This window comes from Halodesulfovibrio oceani subsp. galateae (assembly GCF_055397225.1).
Window position 1 is genome coordinate 792571 of record NZ_AP042453.1, and the last position, 14437, is coordinate 807007.

At 41.3% G+C, this 14437-nt stretch carries 13 protein-coding genes; 9 read left to right on the forward strand and 4 right to left on the reverse strand.

All coding sequences use genetic code 11. The features are described from left to right. The first annotated feature begins 10 nt into the window (after positions 1–10). From pseF to ACZ5V1_RS03600, 9 genes are read left to right on the forward strand one after another with little or no spacing between them, the layout of a single operon-like run. Positions 11–703 carry a pseudaminic acid cytidylyltransferase gene (pseF, locus tag ACZ5V1_RS03560; RefSeq protein WP_464390643.1) on the forward strand — a complete coding sequence of 231 codons (693 nt, stop codon included), beginning with the start codon at positions 11–13 and terminating at the stop codon, positions 701–703. Next, positions 700–2133 (forward strand): UDP-2,4-diacetamido-2,4,6-trideoxy-beta-L-altropyranose hydrolase, encoded by a 1434-nt coding sequence (gene pseG, locus ACZ5V1_RS03565; protein WP_464390644.1) that lies wholly within the window; start codon positions 700–702, stop codon positions 2131–2133. The genes pseF and pseG overlap by 4 nt, the downstream gene beginning before the upstream one ends. Next, positions 2123–2809, forward strand: a complete 687-nt coding sequence (locus ACZ5V1_RS03570) for a PIG-L deacetylase family protein (RefSeq protein ID WP_464390645.1) — start codon at positions 2123–2125, stop codon at positions 2807–2809. Before pseG ends, ACZ5V1_RS03570 begins: the two co-directional genes overlap by 11 nt. A 17-nt stretch (positions 2810–2826) precedes the next feature. Next, complete coding sequence (locus tag ACZ5V1_RS03575; protein ID WP_464390646.1) at positions 2827–3483, forward strand: class I SAM-dependent methyltransferase; 657 nt, start codon at positions 2827–2829, stop codon at positions 3481–3483. A 2-nt stretch (positions 3484–3485) separates the two neighbouring features. Next, positions 3486–4202 carry a WbqC family protein gene (locus ACZ5V1_RS03580; protein WP_464390647.1) on the forward strand — a complete coding sequence of 239 codons (717 nt, stop codon included), beginning with the start codon at positions 3486–3488 and terminating at the stop codon, positions 4200–4202. Continuing rightward, positions 4189–5235: a pseudaminic acid synthase gene (gene pseI / locus ACZ5V1_RS03585; protein WP_464390648.1), complete on the forward strand. Its 1047-nt coding sequence runs from the start codon at positions 4189–4191 to the stop codon at positions 5233–5235. Before ACZ5V1_RS03580 ends, pseI begins: the two co-directional genes overlap by 14 nt. A gap of 14 nt (positions 5236–5249) precedes the next feature. Continuing rightward, on the forward strand, positions 5250–6641 hold the full coding sequence (locus ACZ5V1_RS03590) for a capsular polysaccharide export protein, LipB/KpsS family (protein ID WP_464390649.1): 1392 nt from the start codon (positions 5250–5252) through the stop codon (positions 6639–6641). Positions 6642–6688: 47 nt separating this feature from the next. Continuing rightward, positions 6689–7924 (forward strand): lipopolysaccharide biosynthesis protein, encoded by a 1236-nt coding sequence (locus ACZ5V1_RS03595; RefSeq protein WP_464390650.1) that lies wholly within the window; start codon positions 6689–6691, stop codon positions 7922–7924. Between the two features lie 11 nt (positions 7925–7935). Beyond that, positions 7936–9192, forward strand: a complete 1257-nt coding sequence (locus ACZ5V1_RS03600) for an O-antigen ligase family protein (RefSeq protein ID WP_464390651.1) — start codon at positions 7936–7938, stop codon at positions 9190–9192. A gap of 622 nt (positions 9193–9814) precedes the next feature. On the opposite strand, the gene ACZ5V1_RS03605 is transcribed toward ACZ5V1_RS03600, so the two are convergent. The 4 genes from ACZ5V1_RS03605 to ACZ5V1_RS03620 form a co-directional block, all read right to left on the reverse strand. After that, positions 9815–10927, reverse strand: a complete 1113-nt coding sequence (locus tag ACZ5V1_RS03605; RefSeq protein WP_464390652.1) for a glycosyltransferase — start codon at positions 10925–10927, stop codon at positions 9815–9817. A gap of 3 nt (positions 10928–10930) precedes the next feature. After that, positions 10931–11995, reverse strand: a complete 1065-nt coding sequence (locus ACZ5V1_RS03610; RefSeq protein ID WP_464390653.1) for a glycosyltransferase family 4 protein — start codon at positions 11993–11995, stop codon at positions 10931–10933. Positions 11996–12146: 151 nt separating this feature from the next. Beyond that, positions 12147–13232 carry an exopolysaccharide biosynthesis polyprenyl glycosylphosphotransferase gene (locus ACZ5V1_RS03615; RefSeq protein ID WP_464390654.1) on the reverse strand — a complete coding sequence of 362 codons (1086 nt, stop codon included), beginning with the start codon at positions 13230–13232 and terminating at the stop codon, positions 12147–12149. 893 nt (positions 13233–14125) lie between these two features. Continuing rightward, positions 14126–14326: a hypothetical protein gene (locus ACZ5V1_RS03620; RefSeq protein WP_160717373.1), complete on the reverse strand. Its 201-nt coding sequence runs from the start codon at positions 14324–14326 to the stop codon at positions 14126–14128. Between the last annotated feature and the right edge of the window lie 111 nt (positions 14327–14437).

Consider the following 14437-nt stretch of genomic DNA (forward strand, 5'->3'; position numbering starts at 1 on the left):
AGAGGGGCATATGAATATAGCTGTAATACCTGCTCGAGGCGGGAGTAAGCGAATCCCCAGAAAGAATATTCGATCTTTCTGTGGCAAGCCGATTATAGCCTATTCAATTGATGTTGCTTTACGTTCCGGACTATTTTCATCCGTAATAGTTTCAACGGATGATGAAGAAATCGCAGACGTGGCGAGATCATTTGGAGCGGATGTTCCTTTTATGCGACCAGCACAGTTAGCAGATGATTTTACAGGTACGGGTCCGGTACTCATGCATGCATTAACGCATTTTCAAGAACAGGGACAAAAGGTTGATGCTATCTGTTGTATTTATGCGACGTCTCCATTCACAACAGTTGAGGATCTCACCCGTGGGCATGATGCGTTAAAAACTGCCCCTGCTGCGTTTACTGTGACGAATTTTGCGGCTCCTCCTTTTTGGGCTTTGAAGCAGGATGATCAAGGGCGGATGTCAATGCTTGAACCTGAATATCTGGATGTCAGGTCGCAAGACCTTCCTGAATTATTTCATGATACAGGGCAGATATATTGGGGAACCGGTGAGTTTTTCTTAAGCGGGAATGACATTCAGGCAGGACGTGCTGTGGGGATTCAAGTTCCGCGCTATCGAACTCAGGATATCGATAACATGGATGATTGGGCTAGGGCTGAAATTATGTATCGAGTTCTAAAAGGGGCAGGACAGTTATGAGTGAACTTATTGTTATACGTGCTGACGCTACCCCCAGCATGGGTACAGGACATGTGATGCGTTGCTTAGCCTTGATGCAGGCATTGGAAAGAGTCGGGCATGAATCTGTCATTGTCGGGCATATTACAGTCCCTTGGGTTCGGGAGCGCCTGAGTAAAGAAGGTGTTTCTGTTAACTATCTGGAAGGGGATGTAGCGCCGGAGCAAGATGCTTCAGTTCTTCTGAGTGAATTGTCCGATTACGATGCGAGCTGGGTCGTGCTGGACGGCTATCATTTTTCGCTTGAATGCCAGAAGGCCGTGAAAAATGCAGGCCATCGTTTGCTGGTGATAGATGATTATAACCATCTGCCTGAATATTGTTGCGACATTCTGCTTAATCAAAATATTAACGCGCCAACCATCCAATACCGTGGTGAGATTGGCACTCGTCTGCTCGGTTCAGATTATGTGTTATTGCGGCAGGACATCATTAAAGCACGGCATTTATCTAAAGAATGCACTCCTTCTTCGCAAATAAAAAACATACTCCTTACTCTTGGTGGAGGAGACGAGTCGCATACTTTTGACCAGCTCAAGCAGGTGCTTCATTCAGCGGAAATGAAAGGGCGCACCTTACGTGTTATCGCCGGTAGTGTTGCAGTAGAAAAATGGAATGAATTGCTGGCAGATTCTCCTGCAACTGTTGAAATAATACAACAGGCGCATGACATGTCCCGACATATGCTGTGGGCAGATTTTTGTATTACTGCAGGTGGTTCAACATGCTGGGAACTAGGTGCTCTTAACGTTCCATTTGTCGTATTTGAAGTTGCGGAGAATCAGAAGGAAATTGCACAGTATTTTAAAAACTCTTTGAGAGGGTTAGGGCAGCTTCAGAAAATTATTAACGGGGAAATTGTCCCGGACTCCATAGATATTCCTGTTGACGGTAGTGGTCTGGTGGCAGGAAGCATGCTCCTTTTTCCGTTCTCGATAATGCCGGTAAAGAGTGAACATGCTGAAGAGATATATCCTATCGTCGCAGCTAAAGAAACCCGAAGGAAATTTTTCTCAACTTCTACGTTCTCTTTGGAGCATCATCTTGCCTGGTTCGCGGAACGACTAAAGAAAGACGAACCGTTTTATGTTGTAATGAAGGATCAGGCAGTCGCAGGATTTGTTCGCTTCGACAAGGATGGAGCTGATTATGTCGCAAGCATCGCACTAGCAAAGAACGCTCGAGGCGGTGGTCGGGGGCATAACGCGTCCATGACTACAACGGAATGCTTTTTTATGAGAAATCCAGACGCTAAGTTGAGGGCGTATATTAAAAAAACGAATCCCGTTGCAATACAACTTGTTTTAAGTACTGGCTTTTGTCTTGAAGGTGATGTCGAGGGCGATAGCACAACAAGCTCTTTTTATAGGTTGAATGGATATGCTAAGTAATTCCCAAAAAATGTTTGTTGTTGCTGCACATCCCGATGATGAAGTTTTGGGTTGCGGCGGAACAATTGCAAAAGCTGTTGCAGCAGGAATGGAAGTTTCTGTTTTGCTGCTGGGAGAAGGGCCAACATCCCGTCAAGATTCTTCATCGGTTTCAGAGCGGACTCATGCCACAGATTCTGCTCAAATTGCCGCACAGACGTTGGGAGTTGCAAACATATATTATGGAGCCCTTCCTGATAACAAGTTTGATACGGTTCCGCTTTTGGACGTCATAAAAATTATAGAAAAACATGCTGAGAACGTTCAACCGGACTTAGTAATCACACATCACAGTGGTGATCTGAATGTTGATCATTCCATAACACACCGTGCTGTAATGACAGCGTTTCGTCCTCTTCCTGAAGCGAAGCAGGTGTCTCTTTTGGGTTTTGAAGTACTTTCCAGCACTGAATATGCAACGCCGAATGCGATGCCAACTTTTGTCCCTAATTTTTACGTAAACATTTCTGAATTTATTTCTGAGAAGTTTAGCGCCCTAGAAGCGTACCGATCGGAGATGCGGGCATTTCCCCATCCCCGCAGTTTTGAAGCTGTAGAGCATCTTGCTCGGTTACGTGGTGCACACAGTGGGTGTAATGCTGCAGAGGCCTTTGTATTGTACAGAGCGCGATTTTAATTTTTTAGGAGCTAATTATGAGTGAAGCGTTTGATCCAGCGTGGGAGGCCATATACCAGAATGGCCATAATCAAAATTACCCCTGGGATTCTGTAATAACATTCTATTTTCAATATAGGTCATTATTTGGTGCTGCTCCGAGGGTTCTTGAAGTCGGATGCGGAACTGGAAGTAATATTAGAGCGCTAGCAGGAGAGGGAGCCGTTGTGACGGGTGTCGATGGTTCTGTGACTGCAATTACTGATGCAAAAAAGCGTTTTGAGCAGGCTGGAGTCAACGGTGATTTGTTGGTGAAGGATTTTACTCAAATTTCTTATCCTCCTGATTCCTTTGATATGACGATTGATAGAGGCTCTCTTTATTGCTGTGCGAGAGAAGATGCCAGAAAGGCTGTGCAGTTAATCGCGGATTCAATGGTCAAAGGCGGCGTTTTCTTCATGCAGATGTATAGCAAGAAACATTCGCATTATACATCTGTCAAAAATGGTCTGGATGAAGAAAATATAGAACCGTTAATTGTGGCAGGTGGATGTGGAACATTTTATTCCGAGGAAGAACTTCGTTCTCTTTTCTCTGATGAGTGGGAGTTCGTGGAGTTTGATGAGGTAGTAAAAACGAGTCTTTTTGATCAGTTTGTTCATTCAGCGTTTAACGTCGTAGCTAAGAAAAAATAGCCATGCGAATAATTATCTCTCAACCACGATATCTGCCTGTAATGAGCTATCTACAAAGATTATACCACGCCGATTTGTTTGTGTTGCTGGATAGTGTGCAGCGGCAAGGGCGGGGATGGGAAAATAGAAACAAGCTGCTTGTTCCTGATTCCAAATGGTTGACAGTTCCGATCAGCTCTTCAAGCAGGGCGTTAATATGCAATACAAAGATACAGGACAGTCAGTGGATTACCGATCATATCTCGGTAGTGAAAAGGTATTACGCTGATGCGAAGTACTATGACAGTTCTCTTCTGGATATGCTTGAAAAAAGAATTTTAGAGGCATTCTTTGAGAGTGATGGGGATTATACAACGGTCATTCGTAGCCAACTCGAAGTGCTGTGTTCTTACTTAGGGTTTACCCCTCAGTTGGCTCTTGCCACGGATATAGAGACGCGAGGGGAATGCGCTGATTACGGGCCTGAAAAGATACGAGATATTTGCGTATTAGCCGGAGCTACAGAGTATGTTTCAGGAGGTAACGGGAAAGCGTATGGGATTGAGGAGGCGTTTCAAAACTCAAATATCGACGTGCGTTATCACCACCCTGAACTCATAGAATATACACAGCAGAACTCAGAGTTTGTCCCGTTTATGGCTTGCCTTGATACGTTTTTTCACCTTGGTCCTGATAGATGTGTAGAGATCGTAACAGGAGATTTTAGTGTCGCAAACTAACTTTTTTAAGAAAATGCTCAAAGAACAACATACTTATATTGTTGCTGAACTCTCGGCTAATCATAATAGCAGCATAGAAAGAGCTGAAGCAATCATCAAAGCAGCAGCGGACGCTGGTGCTGATGCAATTAAGCTGCAAACGTATACTGCAGACAGTTTAACGATTCCGTCGTCGCAGCCGTACTTCAAAATTGAAGGCACATCATGCTGGGCTGGAAGAACGTTTTATGACTTATATGAAGAAGCATACATGCCGTGGGACTGGCATCAGCATCTTAAGACTCTTGCCAATGAGCTGGGAATGGATTGTTTCTCAACTCCATTTGATAATACAGCCGTTGATTATTTAATGGATGTGGGTGTTCCTTGTTTCAAAGTGGCAAGTTTCGAAGTCATTGACATACCGTTACTTAAAAAAATTGCTTCGACTGAACTGCCTGTAATTATGTCTACAGGCATGGCAACGCTTTCTGAAATTCATGAGGCGGTCAGCACGTTACGAGAAGGTGGTTGTCCGGACATTGTACTGCTGAAATGCACTTCTGCTTATCCAGCTTTACCGGAAGAGGCTAACCTTTTGACAATTCCAAACTTGGCGCAAACGTTTAATTGTCCTGTCGGGTTGTCTGACCACACGCTGGGTTCTGCAGTAGCTGTGGCTGCTGTGAGTCTGGGAGCTAAAGTAATAGAAAAGCACGTAACGCTTTCTCGGGCAGATGGTGGGGCTGATTCAAGTTTTTCTATGGAGCCGCATGAGTTCAAACAGTTGGTTCAAGACATCAGAGTTGTTGAAAAGGCGTTAGGCCATGTCAACTATGAGCTGACGGAGAAGGAAAAGGAAACTGTAACTGTAAGACGTTCCCTTTTTGTTGTTAAGGACATGAAAAAAGGGGAGTTGTTTACTTCGGAGAATGTACGCTCTATTCGTCCCGGAAATGGCTTACACCCTCGTTACTTAGAGACTGTAATTGGACGAAAAGCGAGCACTGATCTTGAAATGGGTACGCCAGTGAGTTGGGACATATTACATTAAAGATGGATGAGCATATGAAAAATATTGCTATAGTTGAAAGCTACTTGACTACGCGGACATGGGTTGAAGCTATAAACAGTTCTTCTTTGTTGGTTCCTTATATTCTCTGTGCCCAGAAGACAGAATTCGACTACTACACAAAACACGGAATTCCAGCTGAACATATCTGCGATATTTCTATGCAGAAATTTGAGAGCTTAGAGCATGAACATGCTGAGCTTTATGAAATAGCTTTGCGTTACGAAAAGCAGTTCTCTGTGAAATTAAATAGAATTATTTCGATGGATCGTATTCTTAGGGAAAAGAGTTACGAACAGGCTCTTTGCTATTTAGGATTTATCGCTCAAAGCGTTGATATGTTCCTAACAAAGCATGATATTAACGTTATTTTTCAAGAGTCTACGTGGGCTCAAGAAATTGTGATCGCAGAGGTTGCTAAGGTTTTAAAGATTAAAAACTACTTCCCTCAAACAGTCCGCATTCCTTCGTCCCGAAGTTGTTTTTTTGAATATTTGTCACCCGATGATATGTACCAGCGAGAAAATGCCTGTAATATGGAAGAGATTGCATCTGATGCCTTTTCTGCTGTTGTGAACAAAGGAGAAAAACCGGATTACTTTTATTTAGAAGAACCATCTAATATTGCAAACAAACAAAATCTTATTTCACTTTTTCGACAGGTTCGCATGATGGTATCCGGGAAAAAGAATTCAATGTGCACCCCAAGTTTGCATCAGTTGATTCTTGATAAAGTAAAAACGGCTATTTTACGAAAAGCTCTGCTTGAAACATCCGTTGTCTTTCCAGCTGAGATGGTAGTGCCTTCTTCGTATATATTGATAACCCTGCATGTTCAGCCTGAATCAAGCATAGACGTTTATGGGAACACCTTTGCCAACCAGATAGAATTTATACAGGCAATATCAAAAACGACTCCGGCAAAATATAAAATTTTAGTTAAAGAGCATCTTCCCTCTGTAGGTTGCCGGCCTAAAGGGTTTTACAAAGAGTTATCTAAGATTTCTGGCGTGGTGTTAGTGAGTCCTAAAGAGGACAGTCATCAGCTCATCAAGAAAGCCAGTATGGTAATTTCAGTTACAGGCACAAGCTGCTTTGAGGCTGCGTTGCTGGGAGTTCCCGCAGTAACGGCCAGCAAAATGTACTTTAGTGACCTCATGGTGGTGGATCAATTTAATCCATACAAAGATTCTGTGGAAGAGCTGCTTTCGTTAAGCAGCAAGATCGAGAATTCTCCACAAAGCAGGATTAAAAAACTTGAGCGCATCTTGTGTAATAGCTTTGAAGGAAACTTTGCTGATAGTCGTAGCTATGAGGCTGTGGCTGAGCGAGAGAATCTAGAGAAAATACGATTTGCATTTGAAGAGGTCGTCGGCTGTTTTTCATAATGTGCCTGTAGCCACCAAAAGTTGTGATAAGCAAATTGGAGTATTATTTGTTTTTTCAACGCATGATGAATCTTGCCATGAGAGGAGCAACATTAGTTTCTAAATTGCTTCTTACACTTTTTTTGGCAAAATTCTTTTCACTCAGTGACCTTGGGTCATATGGATTAATTTTAGTTACTGTGGCGTACTGTAACGAAATAGTTGGTGGCCAGTTCTATTCATATACAACAAGGTTATTGGTTAAGACGGAAGAAGGCCATAGCTGGATCATTCAACAACAACTCATCTTTCATCTCTTTATGTACCTACTGTTGGTTCCTGTTGCGTCATATTTGATTTTTTCTGAAATAATTCCATTTAAGTTATTTGTATTGATCTTTCCTATAATGCTGGCGGAGCATATTTCTCAAGAGCAACAACGGTGGCTAATAGCGCTATCAAAACCGTTACAGGCAACGTTATTGTTGTTTTTAAGAAGTGGAATCTGGCCGATTGTTTTGATTATTCTCTGCCTGATCTTTCCAGAATTCAGAACATTAAAAGTACTATTTTGTACATGGTTGGCTGGCTCTGCGACCTCATGTTTTCTGGGAGTATTGTTTATACAAAGAGACATTGAAATTAAGCGGGTTAAGACCATTGATTTTCAATGGATAAAAAAAGGCGTGTTGAGCTCTTTGCCATTTTTATATTCGACGCTCATTGCGCAAGGGGTCTACACCATTGACCGGTACCTGGTTGACCGGATCGGTGGAGCTGAACTTTTGGGTGTTTATACCTTGTTTTTCAGTGTAGTCAGCGCGCTTATCCCTTTTGCAGATGCTTGTATTTTCCATTTCAACTATCCTCAACAAATCAAAAATTGGCAGGAAAAAAAATATTCAGCGTTTTTTGGCCTTGCTCAAAAAATGTATTTGCATATTTTCTTACTCGTTCTCGTTTTCATTCCTGTTTGTTATCTCTTTATATACGGCTACGTAACGTGGTTGAAGAAGGATATTTTCTTGGAAAATATGTATCTGTTACCAACGTTGCTGGCTGCTGTTTCATTACAAGTGTTCGGACTTGTCTCACATTATCAATTGTATTCGGTGGGTGCTGACCGAAGTATCATTATAAATCAGAGTATTGGCGCGTTGGTTTTTGTAGGCACTGTGTTTACGTTAAGCGGCCTCCTGAAGGTTCAAGCAATTCCTTTAGGGATGGTCTTTATGAATCTTACAGTGCTATTTCTCAATAGATCGTCTGTGAAACATGGGGTGACGAGCCTCGTTCCTGCCTAGGAGGGTGTCTTTTGAATTGTTACCTACCATATACTGCCGCGATCAATTGTATTGAACGGCCATTTTTTAAGGCTACAGAGTCCTCCGTAGCTTTGCTGGTTGCAATCGCGTATTTCTGGGCAGGCGCAGATACTATTGCGGTATCATTTCCATTTGGGCAGTTGAAGCTTGCAACAGGAATCTTTTTGTGCCTGTATTTTTTACTGGGCAGACATATCTATTACACAAGGGGAGAGTTACTTTGTGTAATCGGAATAGTTGCTTCGTGTATATTCAGCTCGTTGTATTCGGTAGAACCTTCAAGAAGTATTGCCTACACTTTCCTGCTGCTCTTTAATATTGTTTGTGTAGCGAGCGTAGGAAAAGCTCTTTTTTCATTGAGTCCTGAAGGTTTTAAGGCAGGACTGGTTCTTTGTGCACGGGCTCAGATTTTTGCAGGTATTTTCATTGCCGCTTTAGGCTTGCAAGCAAGAATCGCTCTTTTCTTTTACGAGCCTTCTTTCTGGGCGATAGCATTGACACCTTATCTCTACATTACAGCTAAAAAGCATATAGCACTAAGTTGGCCTGACTGGATATTGATTCTCATAGCGGTACAGATAACCAAGAGTGCAAATTTGATGTTGCTAGTTTTGGTAGCAATAATTGTAAGCAACCTGAGTTCTCTTTCAATCAAGTCTTTAGCACGAATGACTATTTTTTTGACTATTATAGGGATTGGTCTTGGGCTGTACAGTCAAATCGGCGATGACTTAGTTGCATTAACTGTTCGTAGGATTTTGGAAAGTGATAATGTATTTCAGCAGTGTGTTGAGCGGGGTGGAAATCGCTATCCAAGAATGCTTGTTGCTCTGGATGTGTTTCAGAATAATGTCATTCATGGAATAGGCCCGGGAGCTTACGCCAGTTTTGATAAAGCTGAAGCAATCCGAAATAGTTATCCAGAGTTTTTTCCGTATCATAATATTGCACACTCGCCTGCGACAAACGTATTTATTGAGATGGCCGCCGAGGGTGGGATACTTCTTTTGTTCTCTTTCTTGTGCTATTTATTCTTCGGCCTCACAGGCAAGGGGACAGACCCAACACTGCGGAATGTCATAATAGTTATGTTGATTGGGTTGCTCCTTGAATCAAGTATGCAACGAAGTTATTTTTGGCTGTTACTTGGAGCTGCTTCTTTTACGTACAATGGTGACCAACCCAAAACCGAATCTTGGCGGGTGCGACGAAGAAGGGCTTTTCGAAAGAAATTGCTTGAAGTTTGAGAGAAATCCACCTGACAAGTAATATCCCTAAAAGTAGAACTTTTGATCATCAGATGAAACTGTTAAAGAAAAGATTGCGTTCGGTTTTAACCACTAGGTCTTCTTGTTGTTAGCAGAAAGCGTCTTTGTGACGGGATCGTTGCACCATCCATGATTGATGTTTTAGTTTGGCAGGGCGTTTGGCGTAGTATAAGGTTTTGAAATGACAGGTTGTTATCCAGCCGTATGCTTTGCTCTGCAATAGAGTTTTCCTGATTACGCTGGATTTCAGCAATGAGATTGAATCATATGAAGAATGGTACGAAGAAAAAGCTCTACAGTTGTAGAGCTTTTCTATGGGGATAGTGGAGGCTATTACCCACTTGGAGGTCTGGCCATTCTTGTTATTAAAATAGACGAATTGTAAGGTTTTGTTCATCTGCTGATTATACATGTTTAAAATAATATTTAGCCTGAGTGCCTTCGTTAACAAATGAACCGGAAAATCGATTTGATATTACTTGTCGGTCGGCACAAGCGTCACCGAGTGGGGCACTTTGAACGGTTCGGTTCGGTTGTAACAGTGGACGTTCAAAACTGCCTTCGTTAGGTTCAATATTCAGTTAAGAAATTGCAGTAAATGTTACAGTAGTTGACTGTAGAGCGTTAGCGTGCGGTTGACCATAACAGATGAAGAAAAGTTTTTTGCAAAGTGTTGCTGGATAGTATCCTGAGGAATTGGGTTGTCACAAAGCTCAACTATTGCATCACGTAACGCTGTAACGTTTTTAGGTGAAACGACTCTTCCTGATATACCATCTTTATTCACCCATCCTACTCCCGAACCGGGAATAGCAGTCGACACTACAGGCTTTCCTAAGCTCATAGCTTCAAGCTGAACCACCCCAAAGGCTTCAGAGCGTTCAATGGATGGAAGACAGAAAACATCGCAAGCAGAGTAGTAATCGCCCAATTCTTCTGTCGATATCTTTCCTAAAAATTGAACTTTTTCTGTAAGACCATACTGCTCAACCTGTTGATACAGTTCAGAGGATAAATTCCCAGTGCCGCCAAGCAGTATGATGTAGTCTTCAGGCAGCTCTTTGGCAGCCGCGATTAAGTATTTAAAGCCCTTATAGTACACGTGTCGGCCTAAGGAAAAAACAATTCTTTTACCCCGATATCTTGATCTGATGACTCCAGCGCCGTCACTTGTTGTTTCAAGTTTATCTGGGTCGATACCGATTGGAATTATCGAAATTTTATGCAGGAACTGCTGTAAATCTGAAGAAGATTTTGCGTAGACCTCGCTCGTAGCAATAATTCTGTTTGCACGTTTCAATAGCCAGTTTTGAAGGGGCTGGTAGAGAACTTTTAGTTTTTTCTGCTTAACAATATCGCTATGCCAATGAACTACAACATGGGCTCGTGTCGGAAAGAACAGGAGTGCGATGTTTGCTAATGGATTGGGACAATGGACGTGAATAACATCGTATTTTTTTCTGCTTTTTATCCAGTTTAGAATATAACTGAGAGAAAAATACACGCTCGCAAATTTGAAAAATGAAGCGCAGCGCGTGACATGTACACCGCGAACATCATCAAAAGAGTCTTTTTTCCCTACCTCATTAACGCATAAGACATCGCTAACGTGTCCTGCCTCTTTAATTCCCAATGCAAGTTCATAAGATACACTTTCAATGCCACCAAAAAAAGGAGGGAAGAGTTTTCCTAACTGTAGTATTCTTTTGCTCATGTTCTATCCCTCATGCGTAAGGTTCTGGTGGCCAGCAGATGAAGACTGCTTAAAAATAGTTAATAACTTTTCTAAGGTTGCTTTCCATGTGTATTTGTTAAGAATTGCATCGTAATGGTTTGCAGAATCAAAGGGCTCTAAGTTTTTCCAAAAAGAATTGAGATGGTGCGGATTAAAATACGTTACGCTGTCTCCGGCAATTTCTTGAAATGGAGGAATGGACGAGCATGCAATTGGTAATTGGTAGGACATAGCTTCGAGCAATGGTAAACCAAACCCTTCATAAAAAGACGGATATACAAACAAGTGCGCGTGTTGATACAGTTGATCCAGTTCAGCATCAGAAATTTTACCTGTAAAAATGATTCGGCTGTCATCAATCATTATATCCCGTTCTTTCGTGCGGAATCCTTGATGATCGCCCACGATTACTAAGCGGTGTGTGGTACACCATTTACTTTGCAAGAATGTCCTAGCTAAATTCATGATGTTTTTATGAGGCTTAATATTTCCGACGGTGAGTATATAAGGAGAGTCGACGGGATATGTAGATTTTGTATGGTTGGCTTGCTCTTTAACAGACAAGCCATTCGAGACGACAGACACTTTATCGTCAAAGAGGCTACAGAACCACTTGCTGATTTCTGAGCGCGTAAAGTTTGAAATGGTGACAACTTTTTTGCTTACAACAAGTTGAAGGAGCATTATCGCCCAATACGCTATCGCAACTCGTGTACCAAAAACTTTACGTTCGGATACAGGACAAAGGTCATGAACTGTTGTTACGACAGGGACTGAAGAGAAAACAGGGGGGATAGAAAGAAAAGGACAAAAATAAACATCAGAGTTTTTAATATGCTTGTGCAAATACAATAAATTTTTCCAAGAATATCTACCGAATTCAATTGTCTCTACTTGTAAATTCTTAAAACTGAACTTTGACGCATCTTTTTTACTAAGTAAAACCACAACGGAATAGGATTTATCATTAAGCAACGTTAGTAGTTCGTTCGTGTAAACACCGATTCCAGAATGATTAATCATACGCCCGTCAACAACTATCTTCATTTGTAAAGCTTCCCTTATTAGCATTGTCCTAAAATAACCCTGCTGATTCTGTATAATGATATGAGATTGTGCAGACTCTTTCTAATTCTTTACAACATTTTTAGTTATTGCAGTAACATTGCATTGAGCACTTGCTATAGTAGAGACAAGTTTATCGTCCCATCCTGAATAATACGGTTCTGACGGTCCAGAGTAGAATTTTAATGTCTAAGAGCATGTTGTGGTGTTTAATGTAATACGTATCGTATTTATGTTTCCACATCGCATCTTCCACAGAAGCGCCATATGCATATTTTACTTGTGCTAAGCCTGATATCCCGGGCTTAATTGTGTGGCGGAAGCGGTAGTACGGGATTACTTTTTCTAACTCATGAATAAAGACTTCTCGTTCTGGACGTGGACCAATGAGAGACATCTCACCTTTGATGACATTAATGAGCTGGGGTAGTTCATCAATGCGCGTTTTTCGTATAAAATTTCCTACCTTGGTAACTCTGCTGTCATTTTGAGAAGCCCACTGTGCCCCGTATTTTTCAGCATCGATGCTCATTGATCTGAACTTGATCACATCAAATTCTTTGTCATGTTGTCCTGTTCGTCGTTGTCTAAAAAGAACAGGACCTTCTGACTCGTATTTGATTGCCAATGCGGTGAGCAGGCAGATTGGTAATGTGAATATTAGTAGCAGAAAGGCAAAAGTTACATCAAAGATCCGTTTGATGAAGGCGTGCCGCTTGCGAGATAAAATGGGAAATGCTTTTTGGTGAAGAAAGTACTGCTCGTGTAATAATTCTATTTCGGTATATCCCAAGTACCTGTCCAAAAAGCATGTAAGCGGTTCGACCCAAGCCCCGGTTTTAGTGGCATCAATTAACTGATTTTGTTGCACTGCTGGTAAATTCCAGCTCTTAAAGTGGCAAAGAATAGAATCAGAATCGAAAGAAGCTGAATACTCGTTAATTCTATGCAAAATATTGTTTTGCAAAAGAGTACTATGTATTCGCTCTTTATCTTTAACAGGACAAAAAACAAAAATAGTCTGGTCGTTTTTTTGTACGCCAGTGTGCTTACAATCTGCTGGCAACTGGCAAGCTTCTTTAGTTGGTGCACTGATTCGAGCAGTTATCATAAATTTCTCCGTTAGGCGGATAGTTGTGTAATGTATTGCCGCCAGCTTGTTAAAATTTATTTGTTTAAGTGTCTGAAAAGAATGAAATAAGGGTTTTGTTTTAAGCACGTTGTAAGTGCGGATATCCTTATGGGGTTTCAAATTCAGGATTAAATATAATCCTGTGTGAAATATTCAGAGGAAGCATTCTGTTTTGTGCTGCGATTTTTTGGTTCTTCATAATTCGCGGCAACATCAGCTAACCTGAATAATTGCATTTTTAACCACCTTAGACCGCTCTTGTTTGATCTGGCTTGTTAATGAGAATGAACATGTCCGAAAGGGACGTAGTTCAAGTTGTAAAAACTCTTATTTTTTGACTCTGTAAAATAAAGATATGTAAACAAGATAATAGAATAAAAAGTTAAGCTGTACATGATAAAAAATACTTATGCTCAGAAGTTGTAAATGAATCAGTGATGAGTTTTTGTGAAAAGAAAAAACAACTCTAAAAGAGAAAGTATAATTGAAATAATACAAAAAATGATACGATTAGAGTTGTATATAGAGAGGTTAAGAGTGAAATGCAGTGTCTCTCGTGAAGTCTTGACAGTTTTGCATTGAATCGAGCACGAAAGAGTCTCAAATTCTCAATGTGTTGTCGGGGGGATGACGAAGAATCTCACGATATGTAATTTCATCTAATTCTGTATTGTGCGTATGCGCGACGTGACTTGATTGGGAATGGTGAAGTCTTTGAAAGAATATGGGCGAATTGTGATTAGATGCATTCCAGCCGCATCGTCAGAGTCTGAAGATAGCGAAGATGTGTATTTCTTGAGTTGGATCAGTGGGGATAAAAAAGGCGGTTAGCTGTCGAAGGTGGCAAGGTCGGCAAGGACGGCAAAGATAGCAAGGGTGGCAAGGACGGCAGGGACGAGCATGGTATGTGGAAGATATTGGCAATAAAAAAAGCAACGAGAAAATTCCCGTTGCTTTTATTAATGGTCTAACAATGTTTGCTAAAGAGATTCACAGTCGTGAGCAATTCTGAACTCACATTCGGCCTCAGGCTCTGGTGTTCCTGCTGCATCAGCAGAGATAAGGTTTTGCTCCGGATTGCTCATGATGACGTTAAAACACGCTTCGCAGATGACTTTTGTAGGGTATTGTTCACCGTCTTTTTCAGCGCACATCTCTGGAGAAACTTGAACGTATTTCATATATGTCTCCCTTACTAAATTTTCTTTGATTATAGATCTAATACGATATGCGATCAATAAAAATGTATTTTTGCTGACTAACTATGTAACAAAAATATGTCATTGGCTGCT